Raw genomic sequence first — 26389 nt, forward strand, 5'->3', positions numbered from 1 at the left:
AATTTAGTGAGTTAAAAAGCCTGCTATTCTTGACCCGATATCTTAGGCAGAGGTTTCCACTTACCTACAATATACGTATCGCAAGGCGCCTTCTGGGAGGGGACACCCTCAGGGATACAAACTGCAATGCTGATATTGGCTGCGATATCATGCTCAGATTCGGTCACGATAGGTGGCGGTAAAGTTTGTGTTTCAAGGGAGTTGAGGATCTGGTTTCGTTTCATCAGCAACAAGCCAGGTTCAATCCCCTCCTCAGGCGGCGTTATCTGTTCTAAGCTCGTCCTCTCTATCGATTTACCCACAAAACTATTTTTATCAACCGGTTTGCCATTGATAGTCACATTTTCGCCAATATTCGCCGGCAAGGTTATAAACACCGGTGACCTATTTGAGCCGGTATTCCCGCTAAGCTCAATGTTAGTTACCGCTGCATCATCATCGAGGAAAATAGCGTGGTTATTAACGGAATTACCATTCACCCTACCACCACTAATTGGGCCGCCAACATGCACGGCATGGCCATCATTAGCGGTATTACCATTAATGGTAGTATTGCCAGTGTTAGATACCGGCCCCGTTATCGCTACGCCATGCCCATCAATAGCGTTACCGGCTAAGGTGGTGTCATTCAGCGTATTGTTGCCGTCAAGCTGAACACCAGCGCCTTTATCACCGCTCGCATTGCCGGTCACCGTCAGCAGATCATCCGGCCCCATGCCACTGAGCGAGGCGTTTTCACCAACATCAACACCGCTGCCGTTAGTGGTTTCCCCCTGTACCGCACTGCCATTGCTGCCAGTGAGGTTACCGGCGATCTCCACTCCTTTACCGTTCAGGCTGTTACCGTTGAGGATGGCGTTATCCAGATTACTGTCATTTACCACCTTGATGCCGCTGCCATTAGCTGATGTACCATTAACTGAGCCACCGCTGACCGCCCCTCCAAGCTGGACACCACTACCATTATCAGATTGACCACCAATCGTGGTATTACCTTCATTTTGCAGTAAGCCATTAATATCCACCCCGGTGCCGTTAGTGGCATTCCCTGTCAGCAAGGTGTTATCAAGGATATTGATACCGTTAAACTGCACGCCGGTACCATTCTCTCCAGTAGCGTTGCCGGTGACATTGAGCAGATCATCCAGGCCGCCGCCCAGAATGATTTGTTTACCAATGTCCACCCCAGTACCATTAGTGGTATCACCGTGCACGGCACTGCCATTACTGCCAGTGAGGTTACCGGCGATCTCCACCCCCTTGCCGTCAGGGCTGTTACCGTTAAGGGTGGCGTTATCCAGGTTACTGTCATTTACCACCTTGATGCCGCTGCCATTAGCTGATGTACCAGTAACTGTGCCACCGCTGACTGCTCCTTCAAGCTGGATGCCATTGCCATTCTCAGATTGACCAGCAATCGTGGTATTACCTTCATTTTGCAGTAAGCCGTTAATATCTACCCCGGTGCCGTTAGTGGCATTCCCTGCCAGCGAGGTATTATCAAGGATATTGATACCGTCAAATTGTATCCCGGTGCCTTTTTCACCCGTCGCGTTGCCGGTGACATTGAGCAGATCGCCCAACCCGCCGCCAATGAGTCTAGTATCACGGTTAACATCCACCCCAGTACCATTAGTGGTATCACCGTGCACTGCGCTGCCATTACTGCCAGTGAGATTACCGGCGATCTCCACCCCCTTGCCGTCAGAGCTGTTACCGTTCAGGAGAGTGGTGTTAAGTTGGGTATCACCATCCACGTTGACACCCGTACCGCTGTCTGAGGTGCCGCTGACCGTACCGCCAGCGATAGCCCCGTTCAACGCCACCCCATTGCCGCCAGTGGCAATACCCACCACGCGAGTATTGCCGTTATTCACCAGCGGACCGGTAATATCAACACCGGTGCCCTGAGTGGCGTTACCGTTCAGCATGGTGTTATCAAGGGTATTATTGCCCTCCAGTTGCACACCAGTGCCTTTCTCACCAGTGGCATTACCGCTGATAACAAGCAGCTCGCCTGAGTCGCCACCCGTAAGAGTGGCATTTCTATCGATATACATTCCGATGCCGTTAACCACGTCACCCTGTACTGAGCTGCCGTAGCCACCTGACAGACGGCCCACGATCTCTACCCCTTTGCCATCTGTGCTATTCCCGACCAGCACAGTGTTGTTGAGCACCGTGTCGCCATTGACGCTGACCCCACTACCAGCATCCGAAAGACCATTGATGCGGCTATTATCAAGCACACCATCTATGACTTGAACACCTGTGCCGCTGGTCGCAGCCCCATTCACCACACCGCCATCCAACAAGCCGTTGATCTGCACACCAATACCGCTACCGGAAGCGGTGCCCTTAAATACCGTATTGCCTTGGTTGGCGGATGAGCTGGTGATATCCAATGCAATACCATCTACAGCCGAACCATTTAAACTGGTATTACTTAAGTCATTATTACCATTGAGTTTTATTCCGGTACCGATATCCGTTGTTGCCACACCGTTTAGCGTCAGCAAGTCGGTTTCACTGGTGCCAGTGACATGTAAATTCGCTGCTATCTCAATGCCATAACCGGTACCATTAGTCGTACCATTAATCACACTCTGATGAATGCCCTTTATATCATTGGCTACTTCTACACCAATGCCATTAGTGCTACTGCCAGTGAGCGTGGCATTATCCAGTACGACATGAGTGACAATATTAGAACCCGGCAATGGATCAATTTTCACACCACTGCCATTAATTGATGCTCCTGTCAGTGTGGCATCAGTAATAGTGGCATTGCCGCTAATGCGCAGCCCGTCAGCATGGGTTGAATTCCCGGTGACATTAATACGATTAACTTGATGCTCTGCACTGAAGAGGTGAACACCGATGTTATCGCGACTGGTTCCTTCAATCGTGACCGGGCCAGTACCATTGTTAACTACACCTGAAATAGCAACCCCAGTATCCGCGACACTACTGCCTTTAATGAGAGTGTCACCCTCACCACTTAATACCACGCTATTATTATTGGTAGAGAAGTTAATGCCGACACCGCGGGTTGAGCGCCCTTCCATTTTGAGAGAGCCATTATTATTTATCGTTAGCTGAGCCGCATCTGCATAGGTGATCCCCTCGCCACCAACGATAACTTGTGCCCCTTTATTTTGACCGAGAAAAGACAATTGGCTATCCTTGGCAATATTAAGTGTATTGGCACCATTAAAATCAATTCCTTTGCGGGTAGCACCAGAGCCTTCTGTTTCGCCTTGAAACGCGATATTCCCTTCAACCGACAAGGTACTATTAGCTCTAAAACCAATGCCTGAGCCCTGCGTTGTATTAAATGCTTTACCGATCATCGAGCCATTTTTGGCTTTTATAGTGATATTACCGCCCAGGCTTAATGCAGTGCTTAATGAAGTAGGTAAAGCGGCCTGTGTTTCAGAATAAACAGCAACATTACCCGCGATGGCATTCAGTTCCACATCAGTAAAATAAACATTTCTCGCCCCCGCTGACAGACCATTGATATCAATATTATGCTCAGTGGCTGTCAGCGTCGTATTTGATAAATAGACTGATGGCCGAGTAGCATCCCCCGTATCAGCTTTACCGTTTAAGGTGATATTTCCTTGAGCAATAAGATTATTACGTGAAGTATTTGAATCTCCTTGAATAACAATTCCTTCCCCATCACCGGTGGCAACCCCCGTCAGATTAATATCTTTTTTAGCATTGAAAATGGTATTTGGTTTAATCAAAATACCTTCTTTTTGGGATGTTACATTGGCATTAATGTCACCTGTTGTTGCAGTAATATTAGATTCACGTATCGTCACCCCGGCAGAGCTAGTCGAGTTAGAGGCAAAGTTAACCTCATTTGCTGTGAGATCTACATTGGCCCAGGTTATGCCTTTTGACCCATTGTTATTTATCGTGAAATTTCCGCTTTTAGCTTCAATATTAGCCCCATCAATGCCAACCCCTGCCCCTGAAGTATTGCCATGGTTATTGGCTGTTATTGATATCTCTTTCCCCGCAGTGATATTTATTCTGTTAGATAAGGTTCCATTGATTGTTATGGCCTCCACAGAGGGTGCTGAGGTATTGGTAACTAATAATATATCTTGACCAGCCGTCATTGCGCCATTACCGCTGAACCTGAAGGCTTTATGCGTGGCAGACGTCAAATTGGTTTTAATATCTTTTTTAGCCGTAAGAACGGTATTCGTCATCAATACAGCTTCATTATTGATGATATTACCATTCATCAAAATATTATCAGCACTGATACTGACATTGTTGAATGGACTGCCTTTGACTCCACTGATGTTTAAATTAAAATCGCCGCTCTCCGCTTTTATATTGGCAAAATCCGCAACAACAGTAGTGCCAATTTCTGTGCCTTCATTAACCGCCACCATCGATATATTACCACCGGCAGTCATATTAACCTGAACACTACTGGAGTTACCACTTATCCTGATGGCATCAGCACCTGCATAGGTAGAGTTACTGGTCATCCCCTGCAAATTGATATCGCCACTGGCGTTTACATTAGTGTTACCTGAGATCCAAATCCCTTTATTGGTCGTAGTGGCATTCACATTAATATCACCAGCAGTTGCCGTAAGATCACCATCTCTGAATAATAAACCATCAACCCCTGTGACGTTTATTCCAAAATTAACATTACCCCCACCAACTTGTGAATCCCGTATCCGCAATCCATAATTAGCTTGTGTTAAAATGTCACCATTGACATCAAACAAAATGTTACCAGACTTAGAGGAAACATTCCCATTAACAATATCTACCCCGCCATATGTACTGCCGTTGGCATTTGCTTGGAATGTAATATCTTTATCACCGATAATAGTTACGTTAGCGAACGTGCCCATCCAGGAAATTTTAGAATTAGATTTAAGAGCAAATAAAATATTACCCACCCCCGTAAGGATAGAGTCCTCAGACATATCAACACCACGCCACCCTTGCCCATTAGCATTACTGCTTTCACCGGTTATGCGCGTTTCACCTGCCACAGAAATATTAGCGGCATTACTAATACTCACCCCGATGTGGGATGCTACTGCGGCATTTCCTTCAAGAGTAAGGTTGCCAACCTCATAGCGACCTCCCTGTATAGCAATACGTGTTGCGCTTTTATCATCGGCATGTTTCGCCAGCAAGTCCCCATTATTTAATAACACATCAACATTATTTAATGTAATAACAGAGTCTGCAGTGGAATTGCCTGCCAATAAATTAAGATTCAGTTTCGCAGCACGGGTAGAAATATTATTGTTAATGACAATATTGCCGTCAGCATGTAATGTCAACGTGGCATCACCACCCGCTGTTTTATTGATATCAGCATCTAGCGTAATATTGCACCAGCGGCAATTCGTCAAACTGTTATTATTGGTCGTCACCGTCACATTTGTGCCGAGATCGAGTTGAGTATTGATACTGCTATTCAATATTTGCGCGACGTTAGCCGTTGGCATGAAAACCTGTGCATTGACCCCATATCCGGCAGGGATATCCCCTGCCTGAACGGATGAACCACTCTGTGCACCACTACCAACAATGTTGACTTCTGCCGGATCGAGTAACCAACTGCCATTGCTACCCGCAGTCGCACTTGCATCAACGTGACCAAAAGCCTGTAAATTACGCTTACTGGATGTTTCTACTTGCCCGCCATTGCCTGACTGTAGCCCACCACGGGCATGAATATCGCCATAGAAGCCGGTGTAACTTTCAGACCATAGCACGGCGATACCACCAGTCCCCTGCCCCAAAGCCGACACATCAATAACTGCGCCTTTATCCATGACGACTGAGCGTGAATTTTTTATCGCATTATTTTTACCCTGCCAACCACCACCAACCAGTACTTTGCCACCGCCCTCAGCACCATGTGCATCAATCTTGCTTCCGGCGGCCAAGTGCACATTTTCGCCTTGCAGGATAACACTCCCGCCACGACCATACTGACTACTGGCATCTACAATGCCTTGCTGGCGTACCACGCCTTCACTACCACCATCGAGATAAATAACGCCATTTTTTTCAGACAAACCGCGCGCCTGCAAAATACCGGTGTTATCAATCACGGTATTCATTAACATCTCCTTGCCACGCGCGGTCAGTTGGATAACGCCACCATCAGCCTGAATCAGCCCACCGTTTTGCAGCAAAGCACTGACTTGCTCACCCTGAACTTGCACGCCCAACAAACTACCGTGATCCAGATGAAGGGTGACGCGACTCCCGCTGGCAAACGCCACTTTCCCTTGTGGGGTGTTGATAACACCGGAAGACTGATTATCAACCTGCTGACCAATCAGTGCGATATAACCGCCTTTGGTGGTATGTAAATTGGCCTGATTAACCAACTTACCTTCATGTCTTCGGCTGGTCAGCGTATAAGTTCCAGAAATAAAGTCATTATTAGACATGGCCTTAGTACTGGCGACTAAACCACCGACATCAACTTGTGCACCGCGACCAAACAGAATGCCATTCGGGTTAAGCAAAAAGACCTGACCATTTGCTTTTAGATTGCCATATATCTGCGATGCATCGCGGCCAAGTACCCGATTTAGGGCAATACTCTGCTGCCCTGGCTGGTTATAAATAACACTGTTCCCCTGGGCGATATCAAAACTCCCCCAATTGATCGCCAGCTTATTGCTTTGCTGAGTCACAGTAAGGGTGGTGTTATGGACCTCCAACCGGCCTTGGCCGATAACAATATTACCGTTAACGGGCAGCGAGGGATGGGCAAATACCAGTAGCGGTAATGTACCAAGAGCTAATCCCGTCATTATTGCCAGATGGCTGAGTATTCCCGCTTTCGTATTACTATCATTAATGACCTTTTTGCCGATAGACGAAAATGATCGTCCGTAAGCTCGGGTAAATTCTCCCACCGCAATTAAGCATCCCAACCGACGGCAGAAAATAAGTTTGTATAATTTACTGTTCATTATTCACGTCCATTAAATCTGACAAATATGCCGATAAGCGCTAAAACATCTTGTAAGCACTAAGCCAGAATTGGTCATTATCCGGTTGAGGAGTTGCAGCCTGGCCGGTTCGATGTGCCCAAGTCAGATTCAAGGAATAATCTGCCGGACGAGAGAGAGTGATATAGGCACCAAAGCCAGACAGGTTGATATTATTCCCCGCCATGCCTGCGATAGGTTGGCGATAATAAGACCCCCACCCTTGGTCAAAGAATGCAGCAAAAGTGATTTGGTTCCCCATACCAGTCCAAGCCGGGAATGGGGGTTGCCAGTGGGTACGTAATTCAGTGGTGAAAAGTGTGCCTTTATCCACCGCCCCTTCACCAATACCGTAAGCCCTAACCGCCAATGGCCCACCCAACAACAGCTTTTGTGAGCTATCAAGATTTTTACTGGCTATTTGGCCGGTAAATTGATTGAAGAAAGAAAAATAAGAGCCAAAACCCTGATCATGACCGGCATGATAATTAAAACGGGCAAAAGCGCCGCCAATACCAGTCAAGGAATTCATACTCTGACTGAATTCATCATCTAATGACAGATGGCCTGCGGTACCCAGTAAATTAAAATTACTTAGCCCACGAGGTACTGCGGTAAACGTGCCATAAATGCCCAATTCACCCGCATCCAGATTGCGTTTTTGTTCCGGTAGCATAATGAGTGAGTCACGCATTTTGCTCTGATAATACCCGGTACTCACATCAATTCTGGCCGCCGAATTGCGGATCCACGGATGGCGTAAATTAACCCCCCAGCTATTAGAATGACCACGCGCATCCAATACCTCGAAAGGCCCCTTAAGGGTATAATCCAAATAGCTATAATTTAGCGCAGCACGGGTACCATACGTATTAATTGGGAAGTTATAATCCAACAAGCCATTGAATACATCTGCCGAGCTGGATAAAATAAAATTAGCTCGTAACTGATCCCCCCAACCCATCATATTATTCAGCGCGCCACCTACTAATAACCGATTATGACCAGAGTAATCATTGCCCTGATTATCTACGCCGAGGTACCCCATCGCGGTTTGACTGGAGGTAATATCAGCATAGACCCTTGTCATTCCAGATTGGGTTCCTGGTTTTAATGCCAAAGCAGCATCAACCCCTGGGATATCATTAAGAATAAGGTTGGTTCGTTCAAGGCGAGATAATTCAGCCGGAGAAGCAGCACAATCTTTATTGCCAAAAAAACCCACTTCTTTGCTACAACTATTACTTTCAATCACCGCAGTAACAAAATCAGTATTCAACCGACTCTGATTATTGACCTCCGGTTTATCTAATCTGCCAGCAATAATACGAACGATGACAACACCGTCACGGATAGCTTGTGGTGGCAATATTGCCTGAGTGGCAACAAATCCTTGTTGTCGATAAAAGCGAGTTACCGCTAATGTCATGGCTTGTAAATCATTAAAGGTTAATTGCTGCCCCAACCAAGGCGTAATTACGGCACGTAGTGCTTTATTATTTCCGTTACTGTGCCGCAATAACTGGGTATCCCCCTCGAATCTAACCTCACGCAACATGATACTTCCCGCCGAGTTAGAACCGCCGAACGATGCAGGAGGGAGCAAAGGTGGAAGCTTGATTTCAGCTTCCTGTGGCGCACGCAATGGCACCGGTGTTGTTTGCCGTATTTCGTTACTAATTACACCTGCATTCGGTACATTTATGACCTGAGGAGCAGCAACGACCTGTGAGCAAAAAAAAAGGATAAACATTAGTGCGTTGGAACTCAATTTAGTCTGAAACCGTGATTTTTCTGGATAATAAAAATATCGCATAAAATACGCCTGCTTAGCATTATGATAACACCAGTTTAAATAATAAAACCCTCCGTTATTTAATACTGGCCCGCATGATTATTTTTTAATTATCAAGTTAATTATTTCATTAAACCCAATATAGGATAAAATTAGAATGGTGTGGAAATTGAATAAATACAAACACCAAAAAGAGTAATCTCTGTTGTTTCAGACTAATAGCCAGTTCATATTTATAACAAATAGTTATTTATGGTAGATATACCATTATTGACATGAAATAATAATAATCTGCCCTTACCTATACAACCTTAAATTGATTTTATTTTATATAGATAGGGTGGTAACAATACAACCAAATGAAAACACACTTTATAATTAACACTCATCAACCTAATTACACTAATTGCAACTAAATAAAGTAAAATAATAAGCCATAAAGAACGCCAATAATGACAACAAAAAAATCAATATTTTTTAATCTAGCCTAAACAGAAGCAACTTACTTAAATATGAATAATGCTATTCCACATATTTATAATCACAGCAAGTGATAGTGATTTAAATAATAAAAAAACCCCGTATTTCTTAACGGGGTTACTATATTTATCATCTCGCTGTAGCATAATGATTATTGCTATCCATTCTGGCGAATACGAGCAATCAAATCATTTATATTACTTATGGATGGTGCCGCCAATATCAAGGTTCGCCCTAAACTCAGAGCATGGCGCTGGCATGCTTGGCGCATCTCTTCATCAGCGATACTATCCAGATCAGCAACATGTGCCAGACCAATAGTGCGCCGAATTAACTCAGTGCCGCAATACCCTATCGCGTCCTGCCAAACCTGTTGCAGGAACTGCTGTACATATCCTTCGGTCGCTAAAGCCAAATCCTGCGCCTTTTGCTGGCTTAATGCCACGAAGCGGCTGGCAAATGTTTGCCAGAGAATATGCACATCTTTCAGCCGTTGTTCACGGCCGGCTGCGGCATCGCGCGGGCCTGCCAAACCGGGCAATCCACAGTAATTGAGCAGTAAATTTCCCAGCGCGGTACCCACATCAAAGCCGATTGGGCCATAAAAACCAAATTCGGCATCAATAGCTTTCAAACGCCCCTCAGCAACGAAAATTGAACCGCTATGAATATCCCCGTGCAACAATGCCTCGGCTTTACTCAAGAAGCGATGTTTGAGCGAGGCCACTGCCACCTTGAGCGTATTATCCTGGCGCAAGGCCAGCACATCAGCTAAGAGTGCCGGATCAAAATTATTACGTTCGTGGTCAATATAAGGGTCAGTAAAGAATAAATCCTCAGTAATCTGGCACAACTCTGGGTTGGTATAGCAGCTCACCGCTGCTTTTTTGGCTTGTGCCGACTGATAAAAATCTGAGGTATGGAATAAGGTTTGCGCCAAATACTCTGCCAGTTGTCCTGCCGCCTGCGGATAGTGTTTACCGGCCAGCAGTTCACTGCGCCAGATATGGTGATCAGATAAGTCCTCTTGCACCATAACCGCCAATTCAGCATCGTGATGCAGTACATTGACCGTGTGTTGCGGGCAAAATTGGCTGTGTGTCAGCAGGGTTTGCGCTTCAATTCTGGCGCGATCCAAGGTCAACGGCCAAGACTCCCCGACACAGCGCACATAAGGCAGTGCTTGTTTGACAATCACCCGGCTGATGCCGGCCGCATCACGGATTTTAAACACCAGATTGAGATTGCCATCCCCAATTTCATCGGCCGTCACTAAAGTCAGTGGATCAGCAACCTGACCAAATTGGCGAGCATATTCAACAGCATCCGCAGCAGTAAATGTATAGTAGCGCGACATCTTCAACCTCTTTGTTCTTTACCTGATTCTAATTCACTCACCGCCAACCATTTGCTTAGCCGTGAAATTATTCCCTGTAGAGCAAAAAAATCCGCATTTAGGCGTAAAACCATATAGACGTCTACACATCCGTAAGATATGTTGGCAGAATAAGAAACCAGATGCAATAACGCAACATGGATTTAACTCACTATGCAGACGCTTAACAGGCTCGATTTACAGACCACCAGCTTAAGAATTATCGATAACCAGCTCTGGATACTCGATCAGCAGGCATTACCACAGCGTCAGGAGTGGCTATTAGCTGATACGGTAGAGTTACTGATTGGTCATATCCAAACATTGCGAGTCCGTGGTGCACCGCTCATTGGACTGTCAGCAAGTTTATTATTGGCTTTACTGGCAGAACGTGGTTTGCCGCAAGCTCAACTTGAGCAGGCATTGATTGCGCTGCGTGAATCCCGCCCGACGGCGGTTAATTTGATGAACAATCTGGCACGGATGCAGCAAGCTTTACTACAAGCGAACTGGGTCGATACGTTGGTCCGCGAAGCGCTACACTTGGTGGATGAAGACCGCGAATTGTGCGAGCGCATTGCCCGGCATGGGGCGGCACTGGTTAAACCGGGTAGTAACTTGCTAACCCACTGCAATACCGGTGGCCTCGCTACGGCAGGCATTGGTACGGCTATCGGCGTATTATTGAAAGCCCATCAGCAAGGTAATATTCAGCAGGTGTGGGTCGATGAAACCCGTCCTTTACTGCAAGGCGGCCGCTTAACTGCCTGGGAGTTAGGTGAGTTAGGTATTCCATATCAATTGATTTGTGATTCGATGGCTGCCAGCCTGATGGCTCAGGGCAAAGTGGATGCTATCTGGGTTGGCGCAGATCGCATTGCCGCCAACGGCGATGTGGCAAATAAAATAGGCACCTACAGTTTGGCGGTGTTGGCCCACTATCACCATATTCCGTTCTATGTTGCCGCCCCACACACCACCCATGATCCAAACTGCCCGAATGGTGCAGCGATCCCAATCGAGCAGCGTGCCGCCAGTGAAGTGACCGGTGTCTCAGGCAGCTTTGGCAGTTGCCATTGGGCACCACAAGATGCCGCGGTGTATAATCCGGCATTTGATGTCACACCGGCGGCATTGATCAGTGGTTGGGTATTAGACAGCGGCGTCATTAGCCCAGAACAAGTGGCGGCAGGCTTCTTCCAACCAAAGAATTAGCAATGTTTGCAATTTTATCCCCAAAGTAATTGGAGTCGCAGATAAGCAAGCCTGGCTAACACCGCTGCGGCTTCAAGTGCGAAGGGGCTCAATCCAAACGTGGATAAGCATCGGCTATCTTATCGCCAGTAAAATGCGCCACCCACCCCTCAGGATTATCAAATACCCGAATAGCCGTGAAATTCGGTGCAGACCCCATATCAAACCAGTGGCGAGTATTGGCAGGCACAGAGAGTAAATCATTCTTTTCGCACAAAATTTGATAAATTTTACCGTTCAGATGCAAACAGAACAGCCCTGACCCTGCAACGAAAAAGCGCACTTCATCTTCACCGTGAGTATGTTCCGATAAAAACTTCTCGCGTAACACGTCTCGCTGGGCGTTATCGGGCCGCATGCTGATCACATCCCAGCTCTGATAACCCTTCTCTGCCACCAGCCGGTCAATCTCATGTTGATAAGCTGCAATCACCGCCTCTGGTTGTGGGTTTTCACCCAGTTCACGATCTGCCTGCCAGCGCTCAAAGCGCACACCAATGGCGGTCAGTTGCTGTTGAATTTCTTCAGCATCACGGCTTTGCCACAGCGCTTGTTCCGGCTGCTTATCACTAAAAATCGTTAATCCGCTCATGCTGTAAAATCCTCTAAAATGATTTGATCAAAACGACTCACCTGTGGGTGGTGGCTTTCGTTATCAGGTAAGTCGCGAATCAGTTGGCAAGTATGCCAGCCCGCCAGTTGAGCGGCGTCCAGCTCTTGACGGATATCAGATAAAAACAGCAGTGCTGGCGGTGCGATAGCTAATTGATGCGCAATATTCTGATAAGAACTCACCTCACGTTTCCCACCGACATGGGTATCAAAATAGCCGCTGAATAACGGGCGTAAATCCCCTGCATCGCTGTAACCAAACAGCAATTTCTGCGCAGCAACCGAGCCAGAAGAGTAGACATATAACCCCACCCCCTGTTGCTGCCAGTCAGCCAATTGCTGGGCCACTTCTGGGTAAAGATGGCCGAGAAAATCCCCTTGCAGATAACCGGTGCGCCAGATAATGCCCTGAATCGCTTTCAATGCTGTGGATTTACGATCTTCATCCATAAAACCATGTAACGCGGTAATCAAGGTTTCTATATCAGCATCCGGCAGTGCAAGTTCATGGCGCAAACTGGCTAGCGCAGTGGCAATCTCTTCATCCTGCTGGTGTGCGTGTAAATAAGGCGTCAGTCGCTCGCGGGCATAGGGGAACAGCACCTGATGGACAAAGCGAATGTCACTGGTGGTGCCTTCAATATCGGTAACAATAGCCTGGATCATTTAGCCCCCACATTAAAATTTACGTCAACTAATCGACGTTGCAGTTCACACTGGAACAAGAATTCCAGCCCTTCCAGATGACGACGGGCTTGTGCCACGCTATTTCCCCAGCAATACAGGCCATGACCGCGCACCAAAAATCCGTAGCGAAGCGGGTTATTATCTGCCAGTGCGGCAACCCGTTGGGCCAGCGCGGAAATATCCTGATCATTGTCAAAAATAGGGATGACAACCGCATCTAAATGGCTGTGCTGACCTGATAGCGATTTCTGCATTTCATAGCCTTGCAAGACTAATTCATGGCTACGCTCAACCCGCGATAACACAGTGGCATTCACTGAATGAGTATGTAACACCGCATTGATCTCTGGATACCGACGATAAAGCAAGGTATGCAAGCCGGTCTCCGCTGACGGTGTACGCCCACTGGGAACATGGTTGTTGGCAGTTTCTACCAGTAGAAAATCGTCAGCGGTGAGGCTGCCTTTATCTTTACCTGATTCGGTAACCAGACAGTGAGCCGAGTCCAGCCGCAGGGACATATTACCACCGGTCGCCGGGCACCAGCCCTTCTCTCCGATCCAATGGCAGGCGGCTAACAGTGCCTCCAGTTGTACATTTTCTGTCATTGCATATCCCTGTTGTGGTGTAGGTGTGTCATCACATTTGGCAACCGCTATCTGCCCGACGATTACCCTTAGTACATTTTTATCTATGCTTAGCAAATTACGTCATTTAGCCGTTTAAACATCTAAGCGTCTTGATTGCCAAATCTTAACATCGTGTTATATTGACGGCAACATACCGCGCCAGGAGTATTCATCTGCATGAGCACTTTATCCTTTATTCCAGACAGTAAATTGCCGGCACAAGGCACCACAATCTTTACGCAAATGAGTGCATTGGCGCAAAAATACCAAGCGATAAACTTATCGCAAGGGTTCCCCGATTTTGATGGCCCAGACTATTTGAAACAGCAATTGGCCTATCACGTCAGCCAAGGTGCGAACCAATATGCCCCAATGACCGGCGTGGCACCGCTGCGAAAGGCAATTGCGGAGAAAACGGCTAAAATCTACGGTTGGCAGCCCGATGCCGATGGCGAAGTCACTATCACTACCGGTGCCAGCGAAGCCTTGTTCGCCGCCATTACCGCTTTGGTACGCCCAGGCGACGAAGTTATTTGCTTTGACCCCAGCTACGACAGCTATGCACCGGTGGTTAAATTGGCGGGCGGTATACTCAAGCGCGTGGCACTAAAACCCCCAACATTCGCCACCGACTGGTCTGAATTCGCTGATCTGGTTTCTGAACGCACCCGTCTGGTTATCGTCAATACGCCGCATAACCCTTCAGCGACCGTTTGGCGGGCGGCAGACTTTGAACAACTGTGGCAAGTGATTGCTGAACGTAATATCTATGTGCTGAGCGATGAGGTGTACGAACACATCTGCTTTAGCGCCGCAGGCCATGCCAGTGTGCTGGCTCATCCGCAACTGCGCCAGCGCGCCATTGCCGTGTCCTCTTTCGGCAAAACCTTTCATATGACTGGCTGGAAAGTGGGCTATTGCATCGCCCCTGCCGCTATCAGTGCCGAAGTGCGAAAAATTCATCAATATCTGACCTTTTCGGTTTGCACGCCGGTTCAGCTCGCATTGGCGGATATGCTCAATGCTGAACCTGAGCACTGGCAGCAACTGTCAGAATTTTATCGTGCTCGTCGCGATCGCTTCGTCAATGCTCTGTCCACCAGCCGCCTGAAAATCCTACCGAGCGCAGGCACCTATTTCCTGTTGGCTGATTACAGTGCGGTTTCTGATCTTGATGATGTTGAATTTTGCCAATGGTTAACCGAACATATCGGCGTGGCCGCAATACCGTTATCGGTATTCTGTGAAGGCCCGTTCCCCCATAAACTGATCCGGTTGTGCTTCGCCAAGCAGGATGCCACGCTGGACGCCGCTGCGGAGCGATTGTGTCAACTTTAAAACTGACCCTGCTGCAACAGCCATTGGTATGGTTGGATGCACAGGCTAATCTGCGCCATTTTGACATGCTGTTGGAGCCACTCCGGCAGCGTGATGTAATTGTGTTGCCAGAGATGTTTACCACCGGCTTTGCCATGAATGCGGCTGAAAATGCCTTGCCAGAGCAAGAGGTCATTAACTGGTTGCGCCATTGGGCCACCGTTACTGACGCTCTGATTGGCGGCAGTGTGGCGCTGAAAACCGCGCAGGGTGCCGTGAACCGCTTCCTGCTGGTTGAACCGAGTGGGCGGGTTCATCACTACGATAAACGCCACTTATTCCGCATGGCCGGTGAGCACCATCACTATCAAGCGGGCAAAGAGCGCAAGGTGGTGGAATGGCGTGGCTGGCGAATCTTGATGCAAGTTTGCTATGACCTGCGTTTTCCGGTGTGGTCACGTAATTTGCAAGATTATGATTTGGCTCTGTATGTGGCTAACTGGCCTGCTCCCCGTGCCAAACACTGGCAAAGTTTACTGACAGCGCGCGCGATAGAAAATCAGGCTTACGTCGCCGGATGTAACCGGGTCGGCGATGATGATAACGGCCATCACTATCAGGGCGACAGTGTGATTCTGGATGCTCAAGGCGAGGTGTTGGCGCAAGCAGAACCGGGACTGGCTGCGCAACTGGATGCTGAGTTGTCTTTAGACGCATTGCAGCACTATCGCGCAGCGTTTCCGGCGTGGCGCGATGTTGATGATTTTTTATTATTGTAAAGGTAAAACGAGGGGGAGCATGGCGCAAAAGTGCCCCCCAAGGGTGTTAAACCCGCCGCCAAGCTAGCACTGTTTCCAGATAAGCCTGAATAGCCATCGCAATATCACGGCGCGTGACGGATTCATCAGGATGATGACTGACTCCCCCTTTGCAGCGCACAAACAACATCCCTACCGGCCAGCACTCGGCAACGGCAGTGGCATCATGCCCCGCACCGCTGGGTAGTGCTAACGAGCTACCCTGCACCCGATCAATACTGGCGTTGATTCGCTGGCGCAAAACCGCATCACATTCGGTAGCACTGATACGGTAAAACTCTTCCGATGAAAAAATCAGGCCGCGGCGTGCGGCAATGACTTGCGCCTGCGCCAACAAACTGACCAGTAACTGGTCCACGTGACTGTCCTGCGGGCCACGAATATCCAGCGTCAGAACCACCTCTCCGGCAATCACATTCACAGCACCTGGCGAACAACTGAGTGTTCCAACTGTCGCCACTAAATGTTCACCATAGCAAGTGGTCAACCGTTCAACGGCACCAATCCATTGTGCCGCGCCGGCTAATGCATCTTGCCGCTGCCCCATCGGCACCGTACCGGCATGGCCCGCAGAGCCGATGAATCGGCAATTCAGGCGGCGTGCACCATTAATTGCCGTCACCACGCCCAATGCCAAATCGGCCTTTTCTAAACACGGCCCCTGTTCAATATGCAGCTCCAGATAAGCGCAAAAATCACTCACCTCACGCCGCGCACTGGCTATCGCCGTGGGGTCAAAATCAAGGTTTTCCATTGCCTGCGCCACACTGATACCTTCAGTATCGGTTTTACTCAGCCAATCGGCTGACCAGCGCCCAGTGATCCCCTTACTCCCCAGCAGCGTAATACCAAAGCGCGTTCCCTCTTCATCGGCAAAACCAATCACCTCAATGGCCACCGGCAACCGCTGTTGCTGACGGTGCAAATACCCCACCACTTCTAATGCACTTAATACGCCTAACATGCCATCGTAACGGCCTGCGTTACGCACCGTATCAAGATGAGAGCCTAACAATATGGCTGGCGCATCGGATTGCAGCCCTTCATAACGGCCACAAATATTACCAACTGCATCTTGCCAGACGCGCATCCCGACCGCCTGCATCCATTCGCCCACCTGCTGATTTGCCCGCAAATGTTCAGGAGATAGATACACCCGCGTCAACGCATCCGCTGATTCACTGATGGTCGCCAGCACATCACAACGGGCCAATACCCGTAATGCAGCTTGCTCTGCCTCGGCATCCGGCAGGGTAACGGCCATTATTTCGCTCCGTTTACTGTATCAATAGCCTGTTTGTCACTCTCAGCCTGATAAACATTCCACGCGCTTTGCAAGCCGTTGCCCTGAACCGTGGCAAAACCTAAACGGTTTAATACCGCCTCCAATGCCACCAGTGTTTGCAGCACACAATCTTTGCGCGCGTTGTAGCCCATGGTGCCGATACGCCAAATCTTGCCATTTAACGGCCCGAATGAGGTACCAATCTCGATACCAAAATCATTTAACATCAGTTGCCGTACTTGTTCACCGTGAATACCTGCCGGGATAACCACCCCCAACACATTGTTCATCCGGTGCCCTATATCACCAAAGACTGCCAGCCCCATACCTTGAATACCAGCCAACAACGCCGAACCATGCAAAGCATGACGGGCAATCCCGTTGTCCAATCCCTCTTCCAGCATTACTCGTGCGCATTCTCGGGCCGCAAACAACATACTGGTGGCTTCGGTATGATGATTCAGGCGCTCCGGCCCCCAATAATCCATGATCATGCCCAAATCAAAGTAATTGGAATAGATCATCTCTTCGTCACCATCAGCATGATCCTGAGTACGGATCCCCTGCTCAATACACTTGCGCCGCCGTACTTGCTCAGCGAATTGTGGGCTAAGGGTTACCGGAGCACTGCCTGATGGCCCGCCAAGGCACTTTTGCAACCCGGCCGATACCGCGTCCAGCCCCCAGGCATCGGTTTCTAATACGTTTCCGCCCAGTGATGCAGTCGCATCGGTATAAAACAGCACGTGATGGCGGCGACAGATCTCGCCCAACTCAGCCAGCGGCTGCAACATGGTGGTTGACGTATCACCCTGCACCGTCAATAACAGTCGTGGGCGCACTTTCTTGATAGCATCTTCAATCCTCTGCGGGCTGAAGACCTCGCCCCACGGCACTTCGATGGTGTGCACTTCAGCCCGGCAACGGCGCGCTATTTCACACAATAAATGACCAAAACGGCCAAAAACTGGCACCAGAACTTTATCTCCAGGGCGGATAGCCGACAGTAAAACCGCCTCGATACCCGCACGAGAGGTGCCATCGATCAACATAGTCCAGCGGTTCTCGGTACGGAAAACCCCGCGATACAGCGCCATCACCTGATTCATATACTCCGTCATCACCGGATCGTACTGCCCGATCAACTGACTGGCCATCGCCCGCAATACTCGGGGATCGGCATTGATCGGCCCCGGTCCCATAAGTAACCGCGCCGGTGGATTAATTTGACAAAACAGTGGGTTAGGGTTCATTGCCGACATAGAAAATCTCCGTCCTTAAAAAATCAGTAACATGCAAGAGCAACATCCGCTTTTTTCATGTTCATAGCATATATCCGATAGTTCAATAATGAAACGATAGATTCTTAAAATCATAAAAATGAAACTATAGTTGCAAATATCATGCCAATGATGATTTATGCAAATAGCCCATCTTTAGGTCATTTAAACGCAATGTGGGGCATAAACTGGGGAGATAGTCTCACAACGAGAGTGCGGAAAAACAGTTAGAGCGCACCATAAAGGTGCGTAAATTGATGAAAATAACAACAAAGCGCTAATGGGAAGCGAATACGGCGTAAGCCGCTGGGACTAAACAAAACCATCGCCTTTTCACCGACTGAACGAGCGAACAACCTACCGCTGTTCCAGTTCGCCCAAAGAATCATACAAATCAGCAATTTGATGAATTCGCTGGCGGCCCTGCGCTAGCGTCTCATGCAACAAGGCATTACTCAGTAGACTCGCCAAACTCATGGCCGAAGAGTAGCTATCAAAGGCCGATACACTGTCGAGCGGTGTAGTTAACCGCCAACGCGCTAACGGCAGTATTGACTGGGCCTGTGGCTCACAAATCAACAGTGTCGGCACGCCTTGTATCTGCATTTGTAGCAGGATCTCACGGATAACCTTCGGGCGGCGACGAAATGCCACCACAATAACTAAATCGCGCTGCGTGACATCTACTAGCTCCTCCGCTAACGTCTGCCCCGTTTGCGGCACCAACTGCACTTGCTGGCGCACCTGCAACAACTGTTGACGTAAATGCAGCGCGACCGGGTAACTGTTTCGTAGCCCCAACAACAAAATACGCGGTGCACGCACCATCGCATTGATAACCTCGCCTAACTGAAGGCTATCCAACTGACTCACCCAATGCGTCAAATTCGCCATTTCTTGCTTGTAGTGGCGAGACAATAAAGTGTTCCCTTGCACCGCATCACGGTTATCGGTCAATGGCATACCGCTTTGACGCAAGGTGCGGACCTCTTCACGCATCTCCCGATAACTGGCGTACCCCAGGCGCTTAAACAGTCTACTAACCGTGGCCTTAGATACCCCACTCAAACGCGCCAACTCGGCACTGTTATAACTAATCAGGTCATCAAAATGATCAAAAATAAAATCGGTAACGCGCTGTTCCTGCGGGGTTAATTGCGCGTAATGCGCCCGCAAACGCTCATCAATCTGTTTCATACCCTTCTCCGGCCAATGAAACTATCGTTTCAGCATAGGCATTTTTGCGGAACATAGCATACAAGCCCACCGCAGTAATAAGAGAATTTTCATGCTGAGTGCTAACTCTGTCATTCGGGAGCCAGCCGGCCCCGGTTCGATTAGCCTGCTCGGTTGAAGAAACTGAAGCCAAGTGCTCACCAAGCGAAGATCAACTTGATCCAAACTGAACTAACAGCGAGATTCATCAGATAAAATTTATCCCTTGGTTTATCATTCCTAATTATCTAATACTGTTCTTCTTCGCCAATAAGAATCATTCCTCCCATGAAACAAAAAGCTGAAAACTCCGGTTTAAGTCCAGCATTAATCGTGTTGATGTCGGTCGCCACCGGACTGGCTGTTGCCAGCAACTACTATGCCCAACCACTGCTGGAAACCATCGCGCAAGCCTTTAATCTCTCGGTCAATCAGGCTGGGTTTATTGTCACCGCCGCCCAGTTAGGTTATGCCGTCGGCTTAATGTTCCTGGTCCCGCTAGGGGATATGTTTGAACGCCGTGGGTTGATTGTAGGTATGACGTTGCTGGCTGCTGGCGGTATGCTAATTACCGCGATGTCACAAAACCTCACCATGATGATTGTCGGCACCGCGCTCACTGGCCTGTTCTCGGTCGTGGCACAATTACTGGTGCCGCTGGCGGCCACACTGGCTGCGCCAGAAAAACGCGGCAAAGTGGTCGGCATTATTATGAGCGGGCTGCTATTGGGGATTTTGCTGGCACGAACTGTGGCCGGAGCACTGGCCTCCATTGGCGGTTGGCGGACTATTTATTGGGTTGCCAGTGCACTGATGTTCGTCATGGCATTGGTGTTGTGGCGCTACCTACCGCGCTATAAACAACATACCGGTTTAAATTACGGTCAACTGCTCGGATCGATATTCTCACTGTTTATTCACACGCCGGTGCTGCGCACCCGTGCCTTGCTCGGCGCGCTATCGTTTGCCAACTTTAGTGTGTTGTGGACGTCAATGGCCTTCTTACTGGCGTCCCCGCCGTTCGGTTACTCCGAAGCCACCATCGGGTTATTTGGTTTAGTCGGTGCCGCAGGTGCGCTGATGGCAACCAAAGCAGGCCAATTGGCGGATAAAGGTAAAGCCCGCATCACCACCAGCGTCGGTTTGGGATTACTGCTGTTGTCATGGATACCTATCGCTCTGGGGCAACATTCAATCATCGCCCTGATTATCGGTATTGTCGTGTTGGATCTGGCGGTACAAGGGGTGCATGTTACCAATCAGAGCGTGATATATCGCATGATGCCGGAAGCCAGAAATCGCTTAACCGCCGGTTATATGACTACTTACTTTATCGGTGGTGCATTAGGCTCGCTGATTTCAGCGGCAGCATATCAACATGCAGGCTGGTATGGCGTGGCAGCCGCCGGGTTGGTGCTGTGTATCCTAAATATTACTACGTGGCTGGCCGGTAAACGTTTCGATCCTCCTGCAAATCAACCTGTTGAGTGATCCCAGTTGATTAGCTAACTAATAATCAATATAGCTATAAATTTGGGTTATAGGGTATTAAGACCATTACCTCTCTGGTAATGTTATCTAACATATTATTTTGCCCTGTAACCCAACGATCTTATGCAAAGCCAAATTACCGAGTCTCCGCCAGCTACCCGGCCAATAGCCACCTTTATCGAGGGCATTACCGATAGCTTGCCTATCGTTATCGGCTATTTACCGGTGGCTTTCGCCTTTGGTCTGAGTTCGGTAAAACTGGGTTTTACGCCGCTGGAAGCTATCTTCTTTTCTTGCATTATTTATGCCGGTGCCAGCCAATTCGTTATCACCGCCCTGCTCAGCGCGGGGATGTCGCTATGGGTTTCCGCCTTGACCGTGATGGCAATGGATATCCGCCATATCTTGTATGGCCCAGCACTTAAACACCGTATTTTGACCAAACTATCAGGTAACAAAACTGCCCTGTGGGCATTTGGTTTGACCGATGAAGTGTTTGCTGCCGCTACCGCCAAGTTAATGAAAGATCAGCGGCGTTGGAGCGAAAACTGGATGCTGGGTATCGCGTTTACCTCTTGGTTATCTTGGGTGTCGGGTACCGCTATCGGCGCAATGTTTGGCAATGGCCCGCTGGAGAATTACCCCGCTATTGAGGCCTCCCTCTCCTTTATGCTACCGGCGTTGTTCTTAAGTTTTCTGCTGGCCTCATTTAAACGCCAATACAGCCTAACTGTTATCGCCTCGCTGAGTGGCGCATTGCTTGGCGCTGTGTTGTTCTCTATTCCGGTGGCGATTTTGGCTGGAATTAGCGCTGGATGCCTGGCCGCCCTGCTGCAACCCACCCCCGCAGTGGTGACTGAACACAGTGAAAATAACGAGCAGGAGCCGACACCATGAATTCGGATGTCCTGGTTATTGGTTTAGTGGTGGGGATGGTAAATTACCTGTTTCGTTATTTACCATTGCGCCTTGGGCCAGCACGTAAACAAACCAGTCTGCAACGGAGCAGAGTGTCACTGCTGTTGGACAGCATTGGGATTGCTTCTATCTGTGCATTATTGGTGGTTTCCAGCACACCAGAAATTATGCATAACCCACAGAAGCTCATCCCTACATTGGTTGGCTTTTTGGTTATCTGCGGCGGCTTTTATAAAACCAACAGTATTATCTTCGCCACATTATTCGGCGCACTCAGCTACGGACTGACATTCAAATTACTTATGATTTTGGGGTGAATGATTGCCTAAATTGTGAGCTAAAACACAATACCCTTACAATTAATGACACTCATTATTCACATATAGTGACTGAATAACACGAATTGCTAAATTTTTCTCGAATTATACCGTTTACATTATTAATCACTATCGTTACTGTACCATTTGAAATTAATGAGGCTCCTTATAATGGAAAGTTCGTTTAGTCCTATAGAACAGATGCTTAATTTTCGTGCCAAACGCCAGAAGGATTTCCCTTATCAGGAGATTTTGCTGACGCGCTTGTGTATGCATATGCACAGTAAATTGCTAGAAAATCGCAACAAAATGCTGAAAGCGCAAGGGATTAACGAAACCTTGTTTATGGCGTTAATTACCCTGGATGCACAAGAAAGTCATAGCATCCAACCGTCTGAACTGAGTGCTGCACTGGGGTCTTCGCGCACTAATGCCACCCGCATTGCTGACGAGTTGGAAAAGAAAGGCTGGATTGAGCGCCGCGAAAGCCACAATGACCGCCGTTGTTTGCATTTGCATCTGACCGAAGCGGGTGTTGAGTTTTTAAATCAACTTCTGCCCCCACAGCATAAGTGCCTGCATTTTCTTTGGTCAACCCTCGACGCCGACGAACAGCAACAGCTTGAAACGCTGACGCGCAAGTTACTGACTCGTTTAGATCAAATGGAAGTACCGGAGCCGTAATTCCAACATATCTACCCAGGTGCATGACTTGATCCAGCTAAACAACTATGCGATCCCCACATAGCTGGAGACTGACGCCTTTGTGCGCCGCATTTTTCCGGCGGGCTGCGCCTCAAGCGATAACATTGCGCCTCAGTCTCAAGTACTGGATAACCAACAAAACGCCAATTAGCACAGCCTAAAGTCAGTTCGTTAGCACTCAGTCATCAGTGGTGGCGGGTTCTGGAAGATCCCCAACTTGATGCGTTGATGCCGCGCGGGTACGAGAGGCTCAAAGCCAGGATTATTGGTGGCGATAAATTGTTAGCAAGCGAATCATAATATCTACAACAGCAACAATCAGCACTTACCGCCAGCAACTATTGATTGCAGGCCAAGATTAATTTGATCCGTTCATTGAGTGGTGGCTATCAGGCACCGGTCAGTGGTGGTTCACAAAATAAAACAATATAAAATGTGGGGAAGACCATGAGTACAAGCGCGGAAGCTCAAATCCCGCAACAACCGCAGAACAACAAAAAGAAGCAACGTAAGCATGTGCTTCTTCTTCTGACGGTTATTTTTATCATCATTGGCGTGGCCTATCTTATTTATTGGTTCTTGGTGCTGCGTCATCACCAAGAGACTGATAATGCCTATATTTCAGGCAATCAGGTACAGATCATGTCGCAAGTTTCTGGCAGCGTGATCAGTGTTAATGTCGAAAATACCGATTTGGTTAAAAGCGGTGATGTGCTGCTGGCCCTTGACCCAACTGATGCTGAACAGGCGTTTGAGCAGGCAAAAACCGCACTGGCTAACAGTGTGCGTCAAACCCACCAACTCATGATTAACAGTAAGCAGTATCAGGCAAATATTGCCCTGAAAAAAACGGAGCTAAGTAAATCACAAAATGACTTAAGCCGTCGTGTGGTACTGGGTTCTGCTAATGCAATTGGTCGTGAAGAAGTGCAACACGCCCGTGATGCTGTCGATGCAGCACAAGCTTCACTGGATGTTGCGATTGCACAATATAATGCCAATCAGGCGCTGGTTTTGAATACCCCACTGGAAAAACAACCGGCGGTTGAGCAGGCTGCGGCCAAGCTGCGTGATGCCTGGCTCTCTGTGCAACGGACCAAAGTTGTCAGCCCGGTAGACGGTTTTGTTTCACGCCGCAGTGTGCAAGTGGGTGCTGAAATTGCCAATGGCGCGCCATTGATGGCAGTTATCCCAGCGAACCAAATGTGGGTTGACGCTAACTTTAAAGAGACACAGTTAGCGAATATGCGCATTGGCCAAAGTGCCACCGTTATCACTGATTTCTATGGTGACAACGTGGTTTATCAGGGGAAAGTGGTTGGCCTGGATATGGGTACGGGTAGCGCCTTCTCATTGTTACCTGCGCAGAATGCCACCGGTAACTGGATTAAAGTGGTTCAGCGCCTACCGGTCCGTATCGAATTGGATAACAAACAACTGGCTGAACATCCGCTGCGTATTGGCCTGTCAACAACGGTTAAAGTGGACACCACCAATACCGACGGCCAAGTGCTGGCACAAAATGTGCGGAAAGAACCGGCATTTGTAACTAACGCGTTGTCACTGGATTTAGCACCGGTTAATCAAATGATCAGCGACATTGTTCATGCGAATGCGGGTTAATGTTGATGCAAATGCAAGTTAAGCGCGCCGGAGGCCTCTGTGGCACAAAAACCGCTTGAGGGTGCCCAACTCGCCTGGATGACGGTCGCGCTATCATTAGCGACTTTCATGCAGGTGTTGGACTCCACCATTGCAAACGTGGCTATTCCTACTATTGCCGGTGATTTAGGTTCATCCAACTCGCAAGGCACTTGGGTGATTACTTCGTTCGGGGTGGCGAATGCCATTTCAATCCCCATCACCGGCTGGCTGGCAAAGCGCATTGGTGAAGTGCGTCTGTTCCTGTGGGCGACGGGGTTATTTGCTCTGGCCTCATGGTTGTGTGGTATTTCCAACAGCCTGGGGATGCTTATCTTCTTCCGGGTGATTCAGGGATTGGTCGCAGGGCCATTGATTCCGCTGTCACAAAGCCTGTTACTCAATAACTATCCGCCAGCGAAGCGAAGTATGGCCCTGGCATTGTGGTCGATGACAATTGTCGTGGCCCCGATATTTGGGCCGATCCTCGGCGGTTATATCAGCGATAACTATCACTGGGGCTGGATCTTCTTTATCAACATCCCTATCGGGCTGGTGGTTATTCTGGTCGCAGGCAGTACCTTAAAAGGGCGCGAGACCAAAACTGAAATCAAACCCATTGATACGGTGGGGCTGGTGCTATTGGTGGTGGGGATCGGTGCCTTACAAATCATGCTCGACCAAGGCAAGGAGCTGGATTGGTTTAACTCGACCGAAATTATCGTCCTGACGGTTATTGCCGTGATTGCCATTACCTTCTTGATAGTTTGGGAGCTAACTGACGACCATCCAGTGATTGATCTCTCGTTATTTAAATCGAGAAACTTTACCATTGGTTGCTTGTGTATCAGCCTGGCCTATATGTTGTACTTTGGCGCGATTGTCTTGCTGCCACAGCTACTACAGGAGGTATATGGCTACACCGCCACCTGGGCCGGTTTGGCATCTGCGCCGGTAGGCATATTGCCAGTGCTGCTATCGCCTATTATTGGCCGCTTCTCCCATCGAATTGATATGCGGCAGTTAGTCACATTCAGCTTCATTATGTATGCGGTATGTTTCTACTGGCGGGCTTACACATTCGAACCGGGCATGGATTTTGGGGCGTCGGCGTGGCCGCAGTTTGTGCAAGGTTTTGCGATTGCCTGCTTCTTTATGCCACTGACCGCGATTACGTTATCCGGTTTACCACCGGAGCGAATAGCCGCAGCATCCAGTTTGTCTAACTTCCTGCGAACACTGGCAGGGTCGATTGGTACGTCCATCACCACCACGCTGTGGACGCAAAGAGAATCGATGCATCATTCGCAACTGACTGAGTTTGTTAACCCGTACAATCCGAATGCGACACTGATGTATCAGGAGTTGGAAAAACTGGGGATGAACAAGCAACAAGCCTCGGCTTATCTGGCACGGGAGATTACCAATCAGGGGCTGATTATCTCAGCAAATGAGATCTTCTGGCTTTCGGCGGGGGTGTTCCTGGTACTGCTGGCATTGGTGTGGTTTGCTAAGCCACCCTTTACCTCCGGTGGCGGCGGTGGCGCGCACTAACGGCTA

General features: G+C 48.7%; 18 protein-coding genes and 1 pseudogene. 10 read left to right on the forward strand and 9 right to left on the reverse strand.

Features of this window, described 5'->3' with window-relative positions:
* Window positions 1-23: 23 nt before the first annotated feature.
* The 3 genes from EL015_RS16400 to mtnK all read right to left on the reverse strand — a co-directional run bounded on the left by EL015_RS16400 (window position 24) and on the right by mtnK (window position 10642).
* Window positions 24-6992, reverse strand: coding sequence for a two-partner secretion domain-containing protein (locus tag EL015_RS16400; RefSeq protein ID WP_126286796.1), 6969 nt, complete (start codon window positions 6990-6992; stop codon window positions 24-26).
* A gap of 40 nt (window positions 6993-7032) precedes the next feature.
* Entirely contained in the window at window positions 7033-8826 is a 1794-nt protein-coding gene (locus EL015_RS16405; protein WP_080547921.1) for a ShlB/FhaC/HecB family hemolysin secretion/activation protein, read from the reverse strand.
* 616 nt (window positions 8827-9442) lie between these two features.
* Complete coding sequence (mtnK, locus tag EL015_RS16410) at window positions 9443-10642, reverse strand: S-methyl-5-thioribose kinase (RefSeq protein WP_005189121.1); 1200 nt, start codon at window positions 10640-10642, stop codon at window positions 9443-9445.
* A 192-nt stretch (window positions 10643-10834) separates the two neighbouring features.
* Between mtnK and mtnA the strand changes: the two genes are divergently transcribed.
* Window positions 10835-11875, forward strand: coding sequence for an S-methyl-5-thioribose-1-phosphate isomerase (mtnA, locus tag EL015_RS16415; RefSeq protein WP_005189119.1), 1041 nt, complete (start codon window positions 10835-10837; stop codon window positions 11873-11875).
* Window positions 11876-11963: 88 nt separating this feature from the next.
* Here mtnA and EL015_RS16420 read toward each other — a convergent pair whose 3' ends face one another.
* From EL015_RS16420 to EL015_RS16430, 3 genes are read right to left on the reverse strand one after another with little or no spacing between them, the layout of a single operon-like run.
* Window positions 11964-12506, reverse strand: a complete 543-nt coding sequence (locus tag EL015_RS16420) for a 1,2-dihydroxy-3-keto-5-methylthiopentene dioxygenase (RefSeq protein ID WP_032907101.1) — start codon at window positions 12504-12506, stop codon at window positions 11964-11966.
* On the reverse strand, window positions 12503-13192 hold the full coding sequence (mtnC, locus tag EL015_RS16425; RefSeq protein WP_032907099.1) for an acireductone synthase: 690 nt from the start codon (window positions 13190-13192) through the stop codon (window positions 12503-12505). The genes EL015_RS16420 and mtnC overlap by 4 nt, the downstream gene beginning before the upstream one ends.
* Window positions 13189-13821: a methylthioribulose 1-phosphate dehydratase gene (locus EL015_RS16430; RefSeq protein WP_032907097.1), complete on the reverse strand. Its 633-nt coding sequence runs from the start codon at window positions 13819-13821 to the stop codon at window positions 13189-13191. Before EL015_RS16430 ends, mtnC begins: the two co-directional genes overlap by 4 nt.
* A gap of 198 nt (window positions 13822-14019) precedes the next feature.
* On the opposite strand from EL015_RS16430, the gene EL015_RS16435 reads away from it, so the two are divergent.
* On the forward strand, window positions 14020-15180 hold the full coding sequence (locus tag EL015_RS16435) for a pyridoxal phosphate-dependent aminotransferase (protein ID WP_005189103.1): 1161 nt from the start codon (window positions 14020-14022) through the stop codon (window positions 15178-15180).
* On the forward strand, window positions 15168-15938 hold the full coding sequence (locus EL015_RS16440) for an amidohydrolase (RefSeq protein WP_032907094.1): 771 nt from the start codon (window positions 15168-15170) through the stop codon (window positions 15936-15938). Before EL015_RS16435 ends, EL015_RS16440 begins: the two co-directional genes overlap by 13 nt.
* 46 nt (window positions 15939-15984) lie before the next feature.
* Here EL015_RS16440 and hpxK read toward each other — a convergent pair whose 3' ends face one another.
* The 3 genes from hpxK to EL015_RS16455 all read right to left on the reverse strand — a co-directional run bounded on the left by hpxK (window position 15985) and on the right by EL015_RS16455 (window position 19739).
* Window positions 15985-17241, reverse strand: coding sequence for an allantoate amidohydrolase (gene hpxK, locus EL015_RS16445; protein ID WP_032907092.1), 1257 nt, complete (start codon window positions 17239-17241; stop codon window positions 15985-15987).
* On the reverse strand, window positions 17241-18524 hold the full coding sequence (locus EL015_RS16450) for a pyridoxal-phosphate-dependent aminotransferase family protein (protein ID WP_032907090.1): 1284 nt from the start codon (window positions 18522-18524) through the stop codon (window positions 17241-17243). The genes hpxK and EL015_RS16450 overlap by 1 nt, the downstream gene beginning before the upstream one ends.
* 375 nt (window positions 18525-18899) lie before the next feature.
* Window positions 18900-19739 (reverse strand): MurR/RpiR family transcriptional regulator, encoded by an 840-nt coding sequence (locus EL015_RS16455; RefSeq protein ID WP_005189094.1) that lies wholly within the window; start codon window positions 19737-19739, stop codon window positions 18900-18902.
* Window positions 19740-20045: 306 nt separating this feature from the next.
* Here EL015_RS16455 and EL015_RS16460 point away from each other — a divergent pair, with 306 nt between their 5' ends.
* The 7 genes and pseudogenes from EL015_RS16460 to emrB all read left to right on the forward strand — a co-directional run bounded on the left by EL015_RS16460 (window position 20046) and on the right by emrB (window position 26383).
* Window positions 20046-21248, forward strand: coding sequence for an MFS transporter (locus EL015_RS16460; protein ID WP_005189091.1), 1203 nt, complete (start codon window positions 20046-20048; stop codon window positions 21246-21248).
* A 123-nt stretch (window positions 21249-21371) separates the two neighbouring features.
* Complete coding sequence (locus tag EL015_RS16465) at window positions 21372-22145, forward strand: AzlC family ABC transporter permease (protein WP_005189088.1); 774 nt, start codon at window positions 21372-21374, stop codon at window positions 22143-22145.
* Window positions 22142-22483: an L-valine transporter subunit YgaH gene (gene ygaH / locus EL015_RS16470; RefSeq protein WP_032907086.1), complete on the forward strand. Its 342-nt coding sequence runs from the start codon at window positions 22142-22144 to the stop codon at window positions 22481-22483. The genes EL015_RS16465 and ygaH overlap by 4 nt, the downstream gene beginning before the upstream one ends.
* Window positions 22484-22654: 171 nt before the next feature.
* The gene (gene mprA, locus EL015_RS16475; RefSeq protein ID WP_032907085.1) at window positions 22655-23167 is read left to right on the forward strand and encodes a transcriptional repressor MprA; all 513 of its coding nucleotides are present in this window, start codon (window positions 22655-22657) and stop codon (window positions 23165-23167) included.
* A 47-nt stretch (window positions 23168-23214) separates the two neighbouring features.
* Window positions 23215-23425: pseudogene (locus EL015_RS21970) on the forward strand (efflux transporter outer membrane subunit); the annotation flags it as partial.
* 210 nt (window positions 23426-23635) lie between these two features.
* Window positions 23636-24811 (forward strand): multidrug efflux MFS transporter periplasmic adaptor subunit EmrA, encoded by a 1176-nt coding sequence (gene emrA / locus EL015_RS16490; RefSeq protein ID WP_005189080.1) that lies wholly within the window; start codon window positions 23636-23638, stop codon window positions 24809-24811.
* Between the two features lie 39 nt (window positions 24812-24850).
* Window positions 24851-26383 carry a multidrug efflux MFS transporter permease subunit EmrB gene (gene emrB / locus EL015_RS16495; protein WP_005189079.1) on the forward strand — a complete coding sequence of 511 codons (1533 nt, stop codon included), beginning with the start codon at window positions 24851-24853 and terminating at the stop codon, window positions 26381-26383.
* The last annotated feature ends 6 nt before the right edge of the window (window positions 26384-26389 follow it).

The organism is Yersinia intermedia (genome assembly GCF_900635455.1).
Lineage (GTDB): Bacteria > Pseudomonadota > Gammaproteobacteria > Enterobacterales > Enterobacteriaceae > Yersinia > Yersinia intermedia.